Origin of the sequence: Citrobacter sp. RHBSTW-00944 (assembly GCF_013615435.1) — a bacterium.
GTDB lineage: Bacteria > Pseudomonadota > Gammaproteobacteria > Enterobacterales > Enterobacteriaceae > Citrobacter > Citrobacter braakii.
In genome coordinates this window covers 3,222,503-3,242,031 of the sequence record NZ_CP055418.1, presented here as the reverse complement: position 1 = coordinate 3,242,031, position 19,529 = coordinate 3,222,503, and the positions used below count along the sequence as shown (strand labels likewise).

At 52.5% G+C, this 19,529-nt stretch carries 12 protein-coding genes; 8 read left to right on the top strand and 4 right to left on the bottom strand.

Features of this window, described 5'->3' with window-relative positions; genetic code table 11:
- The first annotated feature begins 54 nt into the window (after window positions 1-54).
- From cmoM to HV334_RS15635, 7 genes are all read left to right on the top strand, one after another.
- A complete protein-coding gene (gene cmoM / locus HV334_RS15665; protein WP_016152455.1) occupies window positions 55-858 on the top strand; it encodes a tRNA uridine 5-oxyacetic acid(34) methyltransferase CmoM in 804 nt (267 codons plus the stop codon).
- Complete coding sequence (mukF, locus tag HV334_RS15660) at window positions 851-2,173, top strand: chromosome partition protein MukF (RefSeq protein ID WP_016156123.1); 1,323 nt, start codon at window positions 851-853, stop codon at window positions 2,171-2,173. The genes cmoM and mukF overlap by 8 nt, the downstream gene beginning before the upstream one ends.
- Entirely contained in the window at window positions 2,154-2,858 is a 705-nt protein-coding gene (gene mukE, locus HV334_RS15655) for a chromosome partition protein MukE (RefSeq protein WP_016152457.1), read from the top strand. The genes mukF and mukE overlap by 20 nt, the downstream gene beginning before the upstream one ends.
- The gene (gene mukB, locus HV334_RS15650) at window positions 2,858-7,318 is read left to right on the top strand and encodes a chromosome partition protein MukB (protein WP_181220598.1); all 4,461 of its coding nucleotides are present in this window, start codon (window positions 2,858-2,860) and stop codon (window positions 7,316-7,318) included. The genes mukE and mukB overlap by 1 nt, the downstream gene beginning before the upstream one ends.
- 256 nt (window positions 7,319-7,574) lie before the next feature.
- Window positions 7,575-9,326, top strand: coding sequence for a L,D-transpeptidase (ldtD, locus tag HV334_RS15645; protein WP_181220597.1), 1,752 nt, complete (start codon window positions 7,575-7,577; stop codon window positions 9,324-9,326).
- Window positions 9,327-9,503: 177 nt separating this feature from the next.
- The gene (locus HV334_RS15640) at window positions 9,504-10,052 is read left to right on the top strand and encodes a YcbK family protein (RefSeq protein ID WP_016152461.1); all 549 of its coding nucleotides are present in this window, start codon (window positions 9,504-9,506) and stop codon (window positions 10,050-10,052) included.
- Between the two features lie 28 nt (window positions 10,053-10,080).
- Complete coding sequence (locus tag HV334_RS15635) at window positions 10,081-10,728, top strand: MBL fold metallo-hydrolase (protein WP_003035823.1); 648 nt, start codon at window positions 10,081-10,083, stop codon at window positions 10,726-10,728.
- Window positions 10,729-10,782: 54 nt separating this feature from the next.
- Here HV334_RS15635 and aspC read toward each other — a convergent pair whose 3' ends face one another.
- From aspC to pncB, 4 genes are all read right to left on the bottom strand, one after another.
- Window positions 10,783-11,973, bottom strand: coding sequence for an aspartate transaminase (gene aspC / locus HV334_RS15630; RefSeq protein ID WP_181220596.1), 1,191 nt, complete (start codon window positions 11,971-11,973; stop codon window positions 10,783-10,785).
- 183 nt (window positions 11,974-12,156) lie between these two features.
- Window positions 12,157-13,233, bottom strand: a complete 1,077-nt coding sequence (ompF, locus tag HV334_RS15625) for a porin OmpF (RefSeq protein ID WP_019076404.1) — start codon at window positions 13,231-13,233, stop codon at window positions 12,157-12,159.
- A gap of 600 nt (window positions 13,234-13,833) precedes the next feature.
- Window positions 13,834-15,234: an asparagine--tRNA ligase gene (gene asnS / locus HV334_RS15620; protein WP_016152464.1), complete on the bottom strand. Its 1,401-nt coding sequence runs from the start codon at window positions 15,232-15,234 to the stop codon at window positions 13,834-13,836.
- 165 nt (window positions 15,235-15,399) lie between these two features.
- A complete protein-coding gene (pncB, locus tag HV334_RS15615; protein ID WP_047501156.1) occupies window positions 15,400-16,602 on the bottom strand; it encodes a nicotinate phosphoribosyltransferase in 1,203 nt (400 codons plus the stop codon).
- Window positions 16,603-16,867: 265 nt separating this feature from the next.
- On the opposite strand from pncB, the gene pepN reads away from it, so the two are divergent.
- A complete protein-coding gene (gene pepN / locus HV334_RS15610; RefSeq protein ID WP_016152466.1) occupies window positions 16,868-19,480 on the top strand; it encodes an aminopeptidase N in 2,613 nt (870 codons plus the stop codon).
- Window positions 19,481-19,529: the final 49 nt, after the last annotated feature.

Sequence of the window (19,529 nt, the reverse complement as noted above, 5' to 3'; positions counted from 1 at the left end):
TGACAAAATAGCGGTTTTACTTAGTCACCCTAAAGCCAGTATGCGGAGAGCCCGATGCGGGATCGCAATTTTGATGACATTGCAGAGAAGTTTTCCCGTAACATTTACGGCACCACCAAAGGTCAATTAAGACAGGCTATCCTTTGGCAGGATCTGGATCGATTACTGGAAACGTTCGGTGAGCAAAAACTGCACATTCTGGATGCCGGTGGTGGTGAAGGGCAAACGGCCATCAAAATGGCGGAACGAGGACATTTCGTCACATTATGCGATCTGTCTGGCGAGATGATCGCCCGAGCGCAACAGGCGGCAGAGGCAAAAGGTGTGAGCGGGAACATGCATTTTATACAATGCGCCGCTCAGGATGTTGCTTCGCATTTGGAAAGCCCGGTTGATCTGATATTGTTTCATGCTGTGCTGGAGTGGGTGACAGATCCGGTCAGCGTGTTGCAGACTCTGTGGTCAGTATTGCGTCCAGGCGGCGCGCTGTCGTTAATGTTCTACAATGCTAACGGTCTGTTGATGCATAACATGGTCGCAGGGAACTTTGACTATGTGCAGGTGGGGATGCCGAAACGTAAAAAACGCACGCTTTCACCGGACTACCCGCGCGATCCGGGGCAGGTCTACCAGTGGCTGGACGAGATCGGTTGGCAGATAACCGGTAAAACGGGCGTCCGTGTGTTTCATGATTATCTGCGAGATAAACATAAACAGCATGACGACTTTGAAATGTTACTTGAGTTAGAAACGCGCTATTGCCGCCAGGAACCGTATATCAGCCTTGGGCGCTATATTCATGTCACCGCGATTAAAAGTTCGGCCCGAGCCGCAGATGCAAGGATAATTTATGAGTGAATTTTCCCAGACAGTCCCCGAACTGGTTGCCTGGGCCAGAAAAAATGACTTCTCCATCTCTCTGCCGGTAGACAGACTTTCGTTCCTGCTGGCGGTCGCGACCCTGAACGGTGAGCGACTTGACGGCGAGATGAGTGAAGGTGAGCTGGTGGATGCGTTCCGCCATGTGAGTGATGCGTTTGAGCAAACCAGCGAAACCATCGGCGTACGCGCCAACAACGCGATCAACGATATGGTGCGTCAACGTCTGCTGAACCGCTTTACCAGCGAGCAGGCGGAAGGCAACGCTATATATCGTTTAACGCCATTGGGAATTGGCATCACGGATTACTACATTCGTCAGCGTGAATTCTCTACGCTACGTCTTTCAATGCAACTGTCGATTGTTGCTGGTGAACTAAAGCGCGCGGCGGATGCGGCAGCGGAAGGTGGCGATGAGTTCCACTGGCATCGCAACGTCTACGCGCCATTGAAATACTCGGTGGCGGAGATTTTTGACAGTATCGATCTGACTCAGCGCATCATGGATGAACAGCAACAGCAGGTAAAAGACGACATCGCACAGTTGCTTAATAAAGACTGGCGGGCGGCGATCTCCAGCTGTGAACTGCTGCTCTCTGAAACGTCTGGTACGCTGCGTGAACTGCAGGATACGCTGGAAGCGGCGGGGGATAAGCTACAGGCTCACCTGTTACACATCCAGGACGCCACGATGACGCATGACGATTTGCATTTCGTCGATCGGTTGGTGTTTGACTTACAAAGTAAGCTCGACCGCATTATCAGTTGGGGTCAGCAGTCCATTGATTTATGGATCGGCTACGATCGTCACGTGCATAAGTTTATCCGTACCGCGATCGATATGGATAAAAACCGCGTCTTTGCCCAGCGTCTGCGCCAGTCCGTGCAGACATACTTTGACGATCCGTGGGCGCTAACCTATGCCAACGCCGATCGTCTGCTGGATATGCGTGACGAAGAGATGGTGCTGCGTGACGAAGAGGTCACCGGCGAGCTTCCGGAAGATCTGGAATATGAAGAATTTAACGAGATCCGTGAACAGTTGGCGGCGATCATCGAAGAACAGCTAGCTATCTACAAATCCAGACAAACACCACTGGATCTCGGTTTGGTCGTGCGCGAGTATCTGGCGCAATACCCACGTGCGCGTCATTTCGACGTCGCGCGCATAGTTATCGATCAGGCGGTACGCCTTGGCGTAGCGCAAGCAGACTTCACCGGACTGCCAGCCAAATGGCAGCCGATTAATGATTACGGAGCCAAGGTACAGGCGCATGTCATTGACAAATATTGAACAAGTGATGCCGGTAAAGCTGGCGCAGGCGCTGGCGAATCCGTTATTTCCGGCGCTGGACAGCGCCTTACGTTCGGGCCGCCATATCGGTCTGGATGAACTGGATAATCATGCCTTCCTGATGGATTTTCAGGAATATTTTGAAGAGTTTTACAGCCGCTATAACGTGGAATTGATCCGTGCGCCGGAAGGGTTCTTCTACCTTCGCCCGCGTTCAACGACGCTCATTCCCCGTTCGGTCCTGTCTGAACTGGACATGATGGTCGGTAAAATTCTTTGCTATCTCTATCTCAGCCCGGAACGCCTGGCGAATGAAGGGATTTTTACCCAGCAAGAGTTGTACGACGAGCTGCTAACGCTGGCTGATGAAGCGAAGCTGCTGAAACTGGTGAACAATCGTTCAACCGGTTCGGATGTTGATCGCCAGAAGCTACAGGAAAAAGTTCGTTCTTCGCTAAACCGTCTGCGCCGTTTAGGCATGGTGTGGTTTATGGGTCACGACAGCAGCAAATTCCGTATTACGGAATCAGTCTTCCGCTTTGGCGCGGACGTGCGCAGCGGTGACGATCCGCGAGAAGCGCAGCGTCGCTTAATTCGTGATGGCGAAGCGATGCCGGTCGAGAACCGCCTGCAGCTCAACGATGAGCCCGAAGAGAATCAGCCGGACAGTGGAGAAGAAGAATAATGATTGAACGCGGTAAATTTCGCTCACTTACGCTGATTAACTGGAATGGTTTTTTTGCCCGTACATTCGACCTTGATGAACTGGTTACCACGCTGTCCGGCGGTAACGGTGCGGGTAAGTCCACCACCATGGCGGCATTTGTTACAGCGCTCATCCCGGACTTAACCCTGCTGCATTTCCGTAACACCACCGAAGCCGGTGCAACCAGTGGTTCACGTGATAAGGGCCTGCACGGTAAGTTGAAAGCGGGCGTCTGTTACTCAATGCTCGACGTCCTCAACTCGCGCCATCAGCGCGTGGTCGTGGGGGTGCGTCTGCAACAGGTTGCCGGTCGCGATCGTAAAGTGGATATCAAACCGTTTGCCATTCAGGGACTGCCGATGTCGGTGCAGCCAACCCAACTGGTGACGGAAACGCTGAATGAACGCCAGGCGCGCGTGCTGTCCCTCTCTGAGCTGAAAGAGAAGCTTGATGAGATGGAAGGCGTGCAGTTTAAACAGTTCAACTCAATCACCGATTATCACTCACTGATGTTCGATCTGGGCATCATCGCCCGTCGTCTGCGTTCCGCGTCTGACCGTAGTAAATTCTATCGTCTGATTGAAGCCTCGCTGTACGGCGGGATCTCCAGTGCCATTACCCGTTCACTGCGTGACTACCTGCTGCCGGAAAACAGCGGCGTACGTAAAGCCTTCCAGGATATGGAAGCTGCGCTGCGTGAAAACCGCATGACGCTGGAAGCGATTCGCGTAACTCAGTCTGACCGTGATCTGTTTAAGCATTTGATCAGCGAAGCGACCAACTATGTGGCCGCGGATTATATGCGTCACGCCAACGAACGTCGTATCCATCTTGATAAAGCGCTGGAATATCGTCGTGAGCTGCATACTTCACGTAAGCAGCTGGCCGCTGAGCAGTATAAGCACGTGGATATGGCGCGCGAACTGGGCGAGCATAACGGCGCGGAAGGCGATCTGGAAGCTGATTACCAGGCCGCGAGCGATCACCTGAATCTGGTGCAAACCGCGCTGCGTCAGCAGGAAAAAATTGAACGCTACGAAGCGGATCTCGAAGAACTGCAGGTCCGTCTCGAAGAACAAAATGAGGTGGTCGCGGAGGCCGTTGACCGCCAGGATGAAAACGAAGCCCGCGCAGAAGCCGCGGAACTGGAAGTGGATGAGCTGAAAAGCCAGCTTGCCGATTATCAGCAAGCGCTGGACGTCCAGCAAACGCGAGCCATCCAGTATACCCAGGCGATCCAGGCGCTGAATCGGGCGAAAGAGCTCTGTCACTTACCGGATCTGACCGCCGACAGCGCTGCTGAATGGCTGGAAACCTTCCAGGCTAAAGAGCAGGAAGCCACTGAAAAACTGCTGACGCTGGAACAAAAAATGAGCGTGGCGCAAACCGCGCACAGCCAGTTCGAACAGGCTTATCAGCTGGTGGCGGCTATCAATGGCCCGCTGGCGCGTGGTGAAGCCTGGAGCGTGGCGCGTGAACTGCTGCGGGAAGGCGTTGAACAGCGCCACCTGGCGGAACAGGTTCAGCCGTTGCGTATGCGACTCAGCGAACTGGAGCAGCGTCTGCGCGAACAGCAAGACGCCGAGCGTCTGCTGGCTGAATTCTGCAAGCGTCAGGGTAAACAGTTCGATATCGATGAGCTGGAAGCGCTGCACCAGGAGCTGGAAGAACGTATCGCCGCATTGTCGGACAGCGTCTCTTCTGCCAGCGAACAGCGTATGACGTTGCGTCAGGAGCAGGAACAACTGCAGTCTCGTATCCAGCATCTGATGAAACGTGCGCCTGTCTGGCTGGCCGCGCAGAATAGCCTGAATCAGCTTAGCGAGCAGTGTGGCGAAGAGTTTACCTCAAGCCAGGACGTGACCGAGTATCTGCAACAACTGCTGGAGCGCGAGCGTGAAGCCATTGTTGAGCGTGATGAAGTCGGTGCGCGCAAAAATGCAGTTGATGAAGAGATTGAACGTTTAAGTCAGCCGGGCGGGGCGGAAGATCAGCGTCTGAACGCGCTGGCGGAGCGCTTCGGTGGCGTTCTGCTGTCAGAAATCTATGACGACGTTAGTCTTGAAGATGCGCCGTACTTCTCTGCGCTGTACGGTCCTTCGCGTCATGCCATCGTGGTGCCGGATCTGTCGCTGATTACCGAGCAGCTTGAAGGGCTGACGGATTGTCCGGAAGATCTCTATTTCATCGAAGGGGATCCGCAGTCGTTTGATGACAGCGTTTTCAGCGTTGATGAGCTGGAAAAAGCGGTAGTGGTGAAAACCGCCGAGCGTCAGTGGCGTTATTCCCGCTTCCCGACGGTGCCGATTTTTGGCCGTGCAGCGCGCGAAAGCCGTATCGAAACCCTGCATGCCGAGCGTGAAGGGCTGTCTGAACGTTTCGCAACGCTCTCCTTTGACGTCCAGAAAACCCAGCGTCTGCATCAGGCGTTCAGTCGTTTCATTGGCAGTCATTTGTCGGTGGCGTTTGAAGCCGATCCGGAAGCGGAAATTCGCCAACTGAATGGCCGTCGCGTTGAACTGGAACGTGCGCTGAGCAATCATGAAAATGATAATCAGCAAAGCCGTATGCAGTTTGAGCAGGCGAAAGAGGGGGTCTCCGCTCTTAACCGCCTTCTCCCGCGTTTGAATCTGCTGGCGGATGACACGCTGGCCGATCGCGTGGACGAAATTCGTGAGCGCCTGGATGAAGCCCAGGAAGCGGCGCGTTTTGTGCAGCAACATGGTAACCAGTTAGCCAAACTGGAACCGATTGTTTCGGTCCTGCAAAATGACCCTGAGCAGTTTGAACAACTGAAGGAAGACTACGCGTATTCCCAGCAGATGCAGCGCGATGCGCGTCAGCAAGCTTTTGCTCTGACCGAAGTGGTGCAGCGCCGGGCGCACTTTAGCTATTCCGACTCTGCTGAAATGCTTAGCGGCAACAGCGATCTGAACGAAAAACTGCGTGAGCGCCTGGAACAGGCGGAAGCTGAACGTACCCGCGCCCGTGAAGCGCTACGCAGTCACGCCGCACAGTTAAGCCAGTACAACCAGGTCATGGCGTCGCTGAAAAGCTCCTATGACACCAAAAAAGAGCTGCTTAACGATTTACAACGTGAACTGCAGGATATTGGCGTTCGTGCGGACAGCGGTGCCGAAGAGCGCGCGCGTATTCGTCGTGATGAACTGCATGCGCAGCTCAGCAATAACCGTGCGCGCCGTAACCAACTGGAAAAAGCGTTGACCTTCTGCGAAGCGGAGATGGAAAACCTGACCCGCAGGCTGCGCAAGCTGGAACGTGATTATTTTGAAATGCGCGAGCAGGTAGTTACCGCGAAAGCCGGATGGTGTGCGGTGATGCGGATGGTGAAAGATAACGGCGTTGAACGCCGCCTGCACCGTCGGGAGCTGGCGTATCTTTCCGGTGATGAACTGCGCTCGATGTCGGATAAGGCGCTCGGTGCGCTGCGCCTGGCGGTTGCGGATAACGAACACCTGCGCGATGTACTGCGCATGTCTGAAGATCCAAAACGTCCAGAGCGTAAAATTCAGTTCTTTGTCGCGGTTTATCAGCATCTGCGTGAACGTATTCGCCAGGATATCATCCGTACCGACGATCCGGTTGAAGCGATCGAACAGATGGAGATTGAGCTGAGCCGTCTGACGGAAGAATTAACGTCTCGCGAACAGAAACTGGCGATCAGCTCTCGCAGCGTGGCGAATATCATTCGTAAGACCATTCAGCGCGAACAGAACCGTATTCGCATGCTGAACCAGGGGCTGCAAAGCGTGTCGTTTGGCCAGGTAAACAGCGTTCGTCTGAACGTCAACGTACGCGAGACGCATGCTACCTTGCTGGACGTACTTTCCGAACAGCATGAGCAGCACCAGGATCTGTTTAACAGCAATCGTCTGACCTTCTCTGAAGCGCTGGCGAAGTTGTATCAGCGTCTGAATCCGCAGATTGATATGGGGCAACGTACGCCGCAAACCATTGGTGAAGAACTGCTGGATTACCGTAACTATCTGGAAATGGAAGTTGAAGTTAACCGTGGCTCTGACGGCTGGCTGCGTGCTGAATCTGGCGCGCTGTCAACCGGTGAAGCGATCGGGACCGGGATGTCTATTCTGGTGATGGTTGTGCAAAGCTGGGAAGACGAAGGGCGTAGACTGCGCGGGAAAGATATTTCTCCTTGCCGTCTGCTGTTCCTGGATGAAGCTGCGCGACTTGATGCACGCTCTATCGCGACCCTGTTTGAACTGTGCGAGCGTCTGCAAATGCAGCTGATTATCGCAGCCCCAGAAAACATTAGCCCGGAGAAAGGCACCACCTACAAACTGGTGCGTAAAGTCTTCCAGAACACCGAACACGTTCACGTGGTAGGTCTGCGCGGGTTTGCGCCTCAGTTACCTGAGCCGCTGCCTGGCACCGAAGATGCCTCCTCGCAGGCAAGCTAAATAAAAGGCGGCTAAATGGCCGCCTTCTTTTCTTCCGAAAATTCTCAATAACTGGTGTAATTTCTTTAAACTTCTTTACATTAGGTTAGGCAAAAATTTTTTCATGTTTATATACTAAAGGTAAGCCTAACGCGTCACAGGCTTGCTCGTCATACTTCAGCTTGTATTGGCGTTTTACAGGTTCGGCCCCGCCAAAATAAGGGGAAGACATACGGCCTGGCTACTCAAAGTATGATAAAAAAACAGGGGGCAAGGGATGTTGCTTAATAAAATGTGTGGTCGTCGGCTGTCGGCAATTAGTTTGTGCCTGGCCGTAACATTCGCTCCACTGTTCAATGCGCAGGCCGATGAGCCTGAAATGATCCCTGGCGATAGCTCAGCGACCGTCAGTGAACAGCCAACAGCGTTATCGCAGCCGCAGGCTCAATCTTCCGCGACGGCTATCATGGCAGGTATCCAACCACTGCCCGAGGGCGTGTCAGTTGATAAAGCCCGCGCCGAATTACAATCTCAACTTCCAGCGGGCTTCACACCGGTTTATATGAGCCAACTGGAACTGCTGTATGCCGCACGCGAAATGAAACCGATGTGGGAAAATCGTGATGCGGTAAAAGCCTTTCAGCAACAGTTAGCTGAAGTGGCGATTGCCGGCTTTCAGCCGCAGTTCACCACCTGGGTTGCTTTACTGACTGACCCGGCAGTAACCGGTCAGGCGCGAGATATCGTGCTCTCAGATGCGATGATGGGGTATCTGCACTTTATTGCCAACATCCCCGTCAAAGGTAATCGCTGGCTCTATAGCGATAAGCCCTATGCGCTGACGACGCCGCCGATTTCCGTGATCAACCAATGGCAAGTCGCGCTGGATAACGGTCAACTGACTTCGTTTGTCGCCAGCCTGGCACCGCAACATCCGCAGTACGCAGCAATGCATGATTCGCTGCTCAAGCTGGTGGGCGATACGCGGCCCTGGCCGCAACTGACCAGTACCGCGACGCTGCGTCCGGGGGAGTGGAGTAACGATATCCCTGCGCTGCGTGAAATTTTACGCCGTACCGGGATGCTGGAGTCTGTTGTCAGTACGGCTGCCAAAGAAGGCCGTAGCGCTTACGATCGTGAACTTGTTGACGCGGTTAAGCGTTTTCAGACGTGGCAGGGGCTTGGGGCCGATGGCGCGATTGGCCCTGCCACGCGTGACTGGCTGAACGTGACGCCTGCTCAACGTGCGGGCGTGCTGGCGTTAAATATTCAGCGCTTGCGCCTGCTGCCGGGTACGCTGTCTACCGGTATCATGGTGAATATTCCTGCCTACTCGCTGGTGTATTATCAAAACGGCAATCAGGTGCTGGCCTCGCGCGTTATCGTCGGACGTCCCGATCGTAAAACGCCGATGATGAGCAGTGCGCTGAATAACGTGGTCGTTAACCCGCCGTGGAACGTGCCGCCGACGCTGGCCCGGAAGGATATTCTGCCTAAGGTTTGGAATGACCCGGGGTATCTTGAGCGTCACGGCTATACCGTAATGCGCGGCTGGAACAGCAAAGAGACGATAGATCCGTGGCAGGTTGACTGGGCCACCATCACCGCCTCCAATCTGCCGTTCCGCTTCCAGCAGGCTCCGGGAGCGCGTAACTCGCTCGGACGCTATAAATTCAATATGCCGAGTTCGGATGCTATTTATCTGCACGATACGCCGAACCACACTCTGTTCCAGAAGGATTCGCGGGCGTTAAGCTCCGGTTGCGTGCGCGTGAACAAGGCATCTGAGCTGGCGAATATGCTGCTACAGGATGCGGGGTGGAATGATACGCGCATCTCGGATGCCCTGAAGCAAGGGGATACAAGGTACGTGAATATTCGCCAGAATATCCCCGTCAACCTCTACTATCTGACCGCATTTGTTGGCCCGGATGGTCGCACGCAGTATCGTACAGATATTTACAATTACGATCAGACAGCGCGATCCAGTGCACAAATTGTGTCAAAAGCTGAACAATTAATCAGATAAATGAAGCAGTTCGAGGAAAATAATTGTCGTAAGTTATGCTGGAAACGGGGCGAAATGGCTGCAAACCCCGTATTTCCTGGGGTTGGGAGCCTTGACGTGGACTACTTAGCCAGATAAGGTTTCCCGCGTGCGCTAGAGCATACATACGATAACATTGACCTTGTAGACCTTAAAACCATGGACAAATTTGACGCTAATCGCCGCAAACTGCTGGCGCTTGGTGGTATTGCCCTCGGCGCTGCCATCCTGCCTACGCCTGCGTTTGCTACACTCTCTACCCCACGTCCGCGCATTTTGACTCTGAATAACCTGCATACCGGTGAGTCAATAAAAGCAGAGTTTTTTGATGGCAGGGGCTATATTCAGGACGAATTAGCTAAACTTAATCACTTTTTCCGTGATTTTCGTGCGAATAAAGTGAAATCCATCGATCCGGGATTGTTCGATCAACTCTTCCGTCTGCAGGGCCTGCTGGGCACGCGTAAACCCGTACAGCTTATTTCTGGTTACCGCTCTATTGATACCAATAATGAATTACGTGCGCACAGCCGCGGTGTGGCAAAGAAAAGCTACCACACGAAAGGGCAGGCCATGGATTTCCATATTGAAGGCATCGCATTAAGTAATATTCGCAAAGCTGCGTTATCTATGCGCGCAGGTGGTGTAGGATACTACCCACGCAGTAACTTTGTGCATATTGACACCGGACCGGCGCGTCATTGGTGATCCATAAGCTTAATGAAACAGGAGCCGTATGAACTATCGTATTATTCCGGTCACTGCATTCGCCCAGAACTGCTCGTTAATCTGGTGTGAGCAAACCCGTCTGGCTGCGCTGGTCGATCCCGGCGGCGATGCTGAGAAAATCAAACAGGAAGTCGATGCCAGTGGCCTGACGCTAATGCAGATCCTGCTCACCCATGGTCATCTTGATCACGTAGGTGCGGCGGCTGAACTGGCACAGCATTATGGTGTACCGGTTATTGGTCCGGAAAAAGAAGATGAGTTCTGGTTACAAGGACTTCCTGCTCAGAGTCGCATGTTTGGCCTGGGCGATTGTGAGCCGCTGACGCCCGATCGCTGGTTGAATGAAGGCGACCGGGTAAGCGTGGGTAACGTGACGTTGCAGGTACTGCATTGCCCGGGTCACACGCCGGGACATGTGGTCTTCTTTGATGAACAATCAAAGCTACTGATTTCTGGTGACGTGATTTTCAAAGGCGGCGTAGGGCGCAGCGATTTTCCTCGCGGAGATCATAGTCAATTGATTGATTCGATTAAACGTAAACTGTTGCCGTTGGGCGATGACGTGACGTTTATTCCGGGTCACGGCCCACTTTCGACGTTGGGCAACGAACGGCTACATAATCCGTTCCTGCAGGATGAAATGCCAGTCTGGTAACACCGCAGATAAATGAAAAAGGCCGCTATTGCGGCCTTTTTAGTACGCGATAGATTACAGTACTGCGACAATCGCTTCGCACAGCGGCGCCATGTTATCTGGCGTCATTCCTGCTACGTTCACACGTCCGGAAGCGACGGCATAGACACCAAACTCTTCACGCAGACGCAGAACCTGCTCTTTGGTCAGGCCGCTGAATGAGAACATGCCGTTCTGTTTGATGATAAAGCTGAAATCGCGGTTCGCACCTTTCTCTTGCAGCGTATTCACAAACAGCAAACGCATGCGTTGGATGCGTTGACGCATATCAGTCAGTTCCTGCTCCCAGATAGCGCGCAGGGCATCGTTGCTCAGGATGGTTGCCACAACCGACGCGCCGTGTGCTGGTGGGTTGGAATAGTTGGCACGAATGACGGACTTCATCTGGCTAAACGCGCGGTCGACGGTTTCAGCATCGGCTGCAACCAGCGTACAGGCGCCTACGCGCTCATTGTACAGACCAAAGTTCTTGGAGTAGGAGCTGGCGACGATCAGCTCTTTGTGCAGCGCAGCGAATGCGCGCAGACCTTCTGCATCTTCTTCCAGACCGCGGGCAAAGCCCTGGTATGCGAAGTCAAACAGCGGCAACCAACCTTTTTCGACAGAAAGCTGAGCCAGCGTTTGCCACTGCTCCAGCGTAGGATCGATACCGGTTGGGTTATGGCAGCAGCCGTGGAATAACACCACGTCGCCAGCCTGCGCTTCGCTGAGGCTTGCCAGCAGCGCATCAAAGTCTAATGAGTGGTTCGCGGCATCGTAATAGTTGTATTCACGAACTTCCAGACCGGCAGAGTTAAAGACGCTCTTATGGTTTGGCCAGCTTGGATTGCTCACCCATACGCGTTTAGCTGAGGTGTTTTTTGTCAGGAAATCAGCGGCCACACGCAGTGCGCCAGTGCCGCCAGGAGTCTGTGCTGTACGCGCACGTTTGTCGTTGATAAGCGAACTTTCTTTACCAAACAGTAATTCCTGAGTGCAGCGACCAAACTCTGGAATACCGTCGATGCCAAGGTAATTTTTGGTGGTTTCATTTTCCAGAATATATTGCTCGGCTTTTTTAACGCTGGTCAGTACCGGCGTTTTGCCTGTCTCATCTTTATATACACCGATCCCAAGGTTTATTTTTCCTGGGCGGTCATCGGCACGAAACAAATCAGCCAGACCCAAAATGGGGTCGGCAGGAGCGGCAGTAATGTTCTCAAACATGACGAGGTTCCATAGTGATTACAGAAGGGAAGTCCGCTATCAGGTTAACGGTAGATTTACAAAATGCCAACCGTTACTGACGAAAAGCCGAGGTGTTTTTTTAAGACGCAAGAATCCGCTAGCAGAGATAAAAAAACAGGACCGAAGTCCTGTTTTTTAGGCATTTAACAAAGAGGTCTGCTATTAGAACTGGTAAACGATACCCACTGCAACGGTGTCGTCAGAGCCTACGCCCAGTTTGTTGTCAGAATCGATCTGGTTGATGATGTAATCAACATAGGTGGACATGTTTTTGTTGAAGTAGTAAGTCGCACCCACTTCGAAGTAGTTCACCAGATCTACGTCGCCGATTCCTTCGATGTCCTTACCTTTAGATTTGGTATAGGCGAGGGACGGACGCAGGCCGAAGTCGAACTGGTACTGAGCAACCAACAGGACGTCTTCAGTTTTGTTAGCATAACCGTTAGCGATACGGGTTGCGTTACGGGTTTCGCTGTAGTTCGCCGCCAGGTAGATGTTGTTAGCATCGTATTTCAAGCCGGTCGCCCACTGCTCAGCTTTGTCGCCGTGGCCGCGCAGAACTGGGTTTTGCTGGGCATCGGTACGATCAGCTGCACCATACGCACCTACGATACCAAAACCTTCGAATTCGTAGCTAACAGAGCCGCCAACGCCATCACCGTTAGAGCGACGAACGTCATCACGCTCGTTTTTGCCCAGGTACTGAACAGCGAAGTTCAGGCCTTCAACCAAACCGAAGAAGTTAGAGTTACGGTAAGTTGCGAGACCGCCGTTACGCTGGGAGAAGAACTGGTCGGAAGCAGCAGTGTCACCACCGAATTCTGGCAGCATATCGGTGTAACCCAGAGCATCGTAAACGACGCCGTAGTTACGACCGTAATCGAAGGAGCCTGCGTCACCAAATTTCAGACCGGCAAACGCCAGACGGGTTTTGTTGCCATTCTGAGCATCATCACCGCCTTCAGAGTTATTGCCGCTGAACTGGTATTCCCACTGGCCGTAACCGGTCAGTTGGTCGTTAATCTGAGTTTCCCCTTTGAAACCAAGACGGGCGTAAGTCTGATCGCCATTAGGTGCGTAGGCATTGTCACCGTTGTGCTTGGAAAAATAGTGCAGACCTACTGCTTTACCGTACAGGTCTACTTTGTTGCCATCTTTGTTATAGATTTCTGCAGCGTTAGCTGCCCCGGCTACCAGCAGAGCAGGGATAACCACTGCCAGAATATTGCGCTTCATCATTATTTATTACCCTCATCGGTTTTTATATGACACCTGCCACTGCCGCCAATAATTTCCGTCAATAAAAATTTACGGAACTATTGATGAGAGTTTGGTGTCTTTATGTGTCTGACAGGCATCTTTCCATTCAAACTATCGTTTCGCTACCGTCAAAGTGCTACAAATATAAATATTTGGTTTCAAAAAGAAAAAGTGTGTAACAAAATGTTATTTTTGTGCAACTTTGTGAACAACTTCAAATTTCAGATGTCCGTGCGCTAAAAATCACCACTTCTATTTCTATTTATATGATTTTCTTATATTTAATTTAGATAAACTCCTTTTTTCTCTGTTCTGCCATAAAGTTCATGGTTTACAGATAGCTATTTCTGGACGTCTGGAATGCCGTGCAAATGGTCAGAAAATGTACTATCTAATCAGAAAATGCTAATCCACAATAAAAATACTGATTATTTTTTGTTCAAATATGTTGCGGTGAAATATTACGTAACAGGAAGGGGGAAGGCGAAGGGTTGTGTTAAACGCGGGAGGGGGATCCCAAAACGTGAAGCGGTGACAAAAAAAGCCAGCAATGCTGGCTTTTGTATCAAAAATGCAGGGTTAGAACGTGGCGTTACGCGGGGTACGCGGGAACGGAATAACGTCACGGACGTTCTGCACGCCGGTAACGTAAGCGATCAAACGCTCAAAGCCCAAACCGAAGCCGGAATGTGGAACGGTACCGTAGCGACGCAGGTCGCGATACCACCAGTAATCTTCTTTGTTCAGACCCATTTCCAGCATACGGGCATCCAGTACGTCCAGACGCTCTTCACGCTGAGAACCACCGATGATTTCACCGATTCCCGGAGCCAGGACGTCCATTGCTGCAACGGTTTTACCGTCTTCGTTAAGGCGCATATAAAACGCTTTGATATCTTTCGGGTAGTTTTTAACGACAACCGGCGCTTTAAAGTGCTCTTCAGCAAGATAACGTTCGTGCTCAGAAGAGAGATCTACACCCCAGTAAACCGGGTTTTCGAACTGTTTGCCGCATTTTTCCAGAATGCTTACCGCGTCGGTGTAATCCACCTGCGCGAAGTCAGCCTCAATGAAACGTTCCAGGCGTGAAATCGCGTCTTTGTCGACACGTTCGGCGAAGAATTTCATATCATCCGCACGCTCAGCCAGTACGGCTTTGAACGCGTACTTCAGCATCGCTTCAGCCAGGCCTGCAACATCGTTCAGGTCGGCGAAAGCCACTTCCGGTTCCAGCATCCAGAACTCTGCCAGGTGACGACTGGTATTAGAGTTTTCTGCACGGAACGTCGGGCCAAAGGTATAAATTTTGGACAGAGCACAGGCGTAGGTTTCGCCGTTCAGCTGACCGGAAACGGTCAGGAAAGCTTCTTTACCAAAGAAGTCTTTGTCGAAATCGACTTTGCCCTGATCGTTACGCGGCAGGTTTTCCAGATCCAGCGTAGACACGCGGAACATTTCACCGGCACCTTCCGTATCGGAAGCGGTGATCAGCGGAGTCGATACCCAAAAGAAACCCTGCTCGTGGAAGAAGCGATGCAGCGCTTGCGCCAGCGTATGACGTACTCGCGCGACAGCACCAATCATGTTGGTACGTGGGCGCATGTGCGCCACTTCACGCAGATACTCAATGCTGTGACGCTTAGCCGCCATTGGATAGGTATCAGGATCTTCAACCCAGCCGGCTACTTCAACCTCAGTGGCCTGAATTTCAAAGCTCTGTCCTTGTCCAGGAGATGCAACGACTTTACCCGTTACGATAACTGAACAACCCGTCGTCAGGCGCAGTACGTCCTGATTGTAATTGGGCAGAGAATTATTGATGACGGCCTGTACAGGATCAAAGCAGGAACCGTCATAAACGGCGAGGAAGGAGATGCCAGCTTTTGAATCTCGGCGGGTACGCACCCATCCGCGCACGGTGACTTCGCTGTCAACGGCTACGCGGCCCTGGAGTACGTCGGCTACAGGCACAACGCTCATAATATTCTCTCTGTTAATAGTCGGATATATAAACACATGTCCACCCGTAATGGGGGGATACCTATGTTACCTGGCATCTGCAATCAGACAAGCAGAATTCGTAGCTGGAGTGAAAGATTTCGGAAATTAGCGTGAAAAGGGAGCCAAACTGGCTCCCTGGAAGGTTTAACTGGCTTTTTTAATATGCGGCAAATCGAAGGCTTTGCGTAGCGCGCGCACGAACGCTTTATCGTGGCAGATGGTTTTACCCGGGCTATCAGATAACTTCGCCACAGGTTTGCCGTTACATTCCACCAGCTTGATTACAATATTGAGCGGCTTAACCTGGGGAATATCACAGGTTAAACGTGTGCCAATACCAAAACTCAACTGCACACGAGAAGAGAAGTGGCGGTAGAGCTCAATCGCTTTTTTCAAATCGAGGTTATCTGAAAACACCAGCGTTTTGCTCAGCGGATCAATGCCCAGTTTTTCATAATGGGCGATGGCTTTTTCACCCCATTCCACCGGGTCGCCTGAGTCATGGCGTAAACCCTGATAGCGGGTTGCAAACTCGACGCCAAAGTCGCGTAAAAACGCATCCATGGTGATGCAATCGGTCAGCGCAATGCCGAGTTGGTCAGGATATTCATTTAACCAGGCGGCCAGGGCAACGCGCTGGCTGGTGGCAAGCTCAGGGCTGATTTGCTGATGAGCCTGGAACCACTCATGCGCCTGCGTGCCCATTGGGGTTAATGACAGGCGGCGGGCCAGATCGTAGTTACTGGTGCCGACAAACCAGGGCTCTCGCTGCAGGCGTTTAACAATAGCCTGCTGTACTTCACGTGAAAAACGACGACGCGTACCGAAATCCATCAGATGGAAGCGGGACATATCGACATCTTTCGTTAAAGCAGAGAATTCTACTAGTTTGCTTTCCAGCTCATCGAGTGCCTGCGGGACGCCTGATTCGGGCGAACGGTAACGGTGTACCATCTCACTGATAACCGCTAGCAGCGGGACTTCCCACATGATCACTTCACGCCACGGCCCGGTTAAGCGGATGTTCAGCTTACCGTTATCATTGGTGACGCAAACCTGTTCCGGGTTATAGCGGAAATCACGTAACCAGGTGAGGTAATCAGCTTTAAAGAAAGGCAGGTCGGAGAGCCACTGGTACTCGTCCTCCTGCAGTCGCAGGTGTTGCATAGCATTCACCTGCTCACGAATAGAATCGGCATAAATACCGAGCAGGTCATCGCCACGGCAACGAAATTCAGCCGCTACTTGTACATCATAGTAGTGGTGAAAAACGGCTTGCTGCATATGCAACTTATAAGCGTCTGTATCCAGCAGCGAGTGCAGAACAGGAGAAGCGAATTGTGTCATAGGTGCGCAGTAGCATCCTCTCACGGGAGCGTTTAGTACAATAAACAACTAAGAAAACCGCTGGAGTATACCTTGTTTAGCGATTTATTGAACCCCGATCACACCATAAGCTGTCTTTCTGGTCGAGGGCAATTCGTGCCGCGTGTTATAAAAATGTAGCAAAAAGGGTGTTTGTGCCTGAAAAGATGAACATTCTGCGTAGCGCGATTTACGCAACAGGAATAGACTGAAGCCGAGACTCTACCAAAGATGCTAAAGGTTTTTTATGACACAACAGCCACAAGCCAAATACCGTCACGACTATCGTGCGCCGGATTACCAGATTACTGATATTGACTTGACCTTTGACCTGGATGCTGAAAAAACCGTGGTCACCGCCGTGAGCCAGGCTGTCCGTCATGGCGCGTCCGATGCGCCCCTGCGCCTGAATGGTGAAGATCTGACCCTGGTGTCGATCCACGTGAACGACGAGCCGTGGGCAGAGTATAAAGAAGAAGAGGGCGCTCTGGTCATCAGTCAACTGCCGGAACGTTTTACGCTGCGTATCGTGAATGAAATTAGCCCGGCGGCCAATACCGCGCTGGAAGGACTGTACAAGTCCGGCGACGCGCTGTGCACCCAGTGTGAAGCGGAAGGGTTCCGCCATATTACCTGGTATCTCGACAGGCCGGATGTCCTGGCGCGTTTTACCACCAAAATTATCGCCGATAAAACCCAATATCCGTTCCTGCTCTCCAACGGTAACCGTGTGGCGCAGGGGGAACTGGAAAATGGTCGTCACTGGGTACAGTGGCAGGATCCGTTCCCGAAACCGTGTTATCTGTTTGCGCTGGTAGCCGGTGATTTCGACGTCCTGCGCGACACCTTTACCACCCGTTCCGGGCGTGAAGTGGCGCTGGAACTGTACGTCGATCGCGGCAACCTGGACCGCGCGCCGTGGGCGATGACCTCACTGAAAAACTCCATGAAATGGGATGAAGAGCGCTTTGGCCTCGAATATGACCTCGACATTTATATGATTGTCGCGGTCGATTTCTTCAACATGGGGGCGATGGAGAATAAAGGTCTGAACATCTTTAACTCCAAATATGTGCTGGCACGTACCGATACCGCCACCGACAAAGACTACCTCGATATTGAGCGCGTCATCGGTCACGAATATTTCCACAACTGGACCGGCAACCGCGTGACCTGTCGCGACTGGTTCCAGTTGAGCCTGAAAGAGGGGCTAACCGTGTTCCGCGATCAGGAGTTCAGTTCCGATCTCGGCTCACGCGCGGTAAACCGGATCAGCAATGTGCGCACCATGCGCGGCCTGCAGTTTGCCGAAGATGCCAGCCCAATGGCGCATCCTATCCGTCCGGATATGGTCATTGAAATGAACAACTTCTATACCCTGACCGTGTACGAAAAGGGCGCTGAAGTTATTCGTATGATCCACACCCTGCTCGGTGAGGCTAACTTCCAGAAAGGGATGCAGTTGTACTTTGAGCGTCATGACGGCAGCGCTGCAACCTGTGATGATTTCGTGCAGGCGATGGAAGATGCGTCCAACGTCGATCTATCGCATTTCCGCCGCTGGTACAGTCAGTCCGGTACGCCGATTCTGACCGTGCGTGATGACTACAATCCATCTACTGAGCAGTACACGCTGACTATCAGCCAGCGCACGCCGGCCACGCCGGATCAGGCCGAAAAACAACCGCTGCATATTCCTTTCGCCCTCGAGTTGTATGACAACGAAGGGAAAGTGATCCCGCTGCAAAAAGGCGGGCACCCGGTGAATTCCGTACTCAATGTCACTCAGGCTGAGCAGACGTTTGTCTTCGATAACGTCTACTTCCAGCCGGTTCCGGCACTGCTGTGCGAATTCTCCGCACCGGTAAAACTGGAATACAAATGGAGCGATCAGCAACTGACCTTCCTGATGCGTCATGCGCGTAACGATTTCTCTCGTTGGGACGCGGCGCAAAGCTTGCTGGCGACCTATATTAAGCTCAACGTAGCTCGCCATCAGCAGGGACAGCCGCTGTCGCTGCCGGTACACGTGGCCGATGCATTCCGGGCGATTTTGCTGGATGAAAAAATCGATCCGGCACTGGCGGCAGAGATTCTGACGCTGCCTTCGGTGAATGAAATTGCTGAACTGTTCGACATCATCGATCCGGTGGCGATAACGGAAGTACGTGAAGCGTTAACTCGCACGCTGGCGGCCGAACTGGCTGATGAATTCCTCGCCATCTATAACGCTAATCATCTTGATGAGTACCGCGTTGAGCATGCCGATATTGGCAAGCGTACGCTACGTAATGCCTGCCTGCGTTTCCTGGCCTTTGGCGAAACCCATCTGGCCGACACGCTGGTCAGCAAGCAGTACCGTGAAGCAAACAATATGACCGATGCGCTGGCGGCGCTGTCCGCGGCAGTCGCGGCGCAACTGCCTTGCCGCGACACGCTAATGCAGGAGTATGACGATAAGTGGCATCATGACGGTCTGGTGATGGACAAATGGTTTATCCTGCAATCCACCAGCCCGGCGAGAAACGTGCTGGAAACGGTACGTGGCTTACTGAAGCACCGTTCCTTCAGTATGAGTAACCCGAACCGAATCCGATCTCTGATTGGCGCCTTTGCGGGCAGCAACCCGGCGGCATTCCATGCGGAAGATGGCAGCGGCTATCAGTTCCTGGTCGACATGCTGACTGAACTCAATAGCCGTAACCCGCAGGTGGCGTCACGTCTGATTGAGCCGCTGATTCGCTTAAAACGGTATGATGCAAAACGTCAGACGCAGATGCGCGCGGCGCTGGAACAGCTGAAAGGTCTGGAGAATCTCTCCGGCGATCTGTTCGAGAAGGTAACCAAAGCGTTAGCCTGAAACGTTGACCTGTCGTTTTGTAAGCCGGAATAGGCGGTAACGCCGCTAT

Excerpts from the sequence above, each read along its gene's own strand:
- mukB (WP_181220598.1), top strand. The coding sequence starts at position 2,858 with ATGATTGAACGCGGTAAATTTCGCTCACTTACGCTGATTAACTGGAAT.
- HV334_RS15635 (WP_003035823.1), top strand. The coding sequence starts at position 10,081 with ATGAACTATCGTATTATTCCGGTCACTGCATTCGCCCAGAACTGCTCG.
- cmoM (WP_016152455.1), top strand. The coding sequence starts at position 55 with ATGCGGGATCGCAATTTTGATGACATTGCAGAGAAGTTTTCCCGTAAC.
- pepN (WP_016152466.1), top strand. The coding sequence starts at position 16,868 with ATGACACAACAGCCACAAGCCAAATACCGTCACGACTATCGTGCGCCG.
- asnS (WP_016152464.1), bottom strand. The coding sequence starts at position 15,234 with ATGAGCGTTGTGCCTGTAGCCGACGTACTCCAGGGCCGCGTAGCCGTT.
- ldtD (WP_181220597.1), top strand. The coding sequence starts at position 7,575 with ATGTTGCTTAATAAAATGTGTGGTCGTCGGCTGTCGGCAATTAGTTTG.
- mukF (WP_016156123.1), top strand. The coding sequence starts at position 851 with ATGAGTGAATTTTCCCAGACAGTCCCCGAACTGGTTGCCTGGGCCAGA.
- HV334_RS15640 (WP_016152461.1), top strand. The coding sequence starts at position 9,504 with ATGGACAAATTTGACGCTAATCGCCGCAAACTGCTGGCGCTTGGTGGT.
- pncB (WP_047501156.1), bottom strand. The coding sequence starts at position 16,602 with ATGACACAATTCGCTTCTCCTGTTCTGCACTCGCTGCTGGATACAGAC.
- ompF (WP_019076404.1), bottom strand. The coding sequence starts at position 13,233 with ATGATGAAGCGCAATATTCTGGCAGTGGTTATCCCTGCTCTGCTGGTA.
- mukE (WP_016152457.1), top strand. The coding sequence starts at position 2,154 with ATGTCATTGACAAATATTGAACAAGTGATGCCGGTAAAGCTGGCGCAG.
- aspC (WP_181220596.1), bottom strand. The coding sequence starts at position 11,973 with ATGTTTGAGAACATTACTGCCGCTCCTGCCGACCCCATTTTGGGTCTG.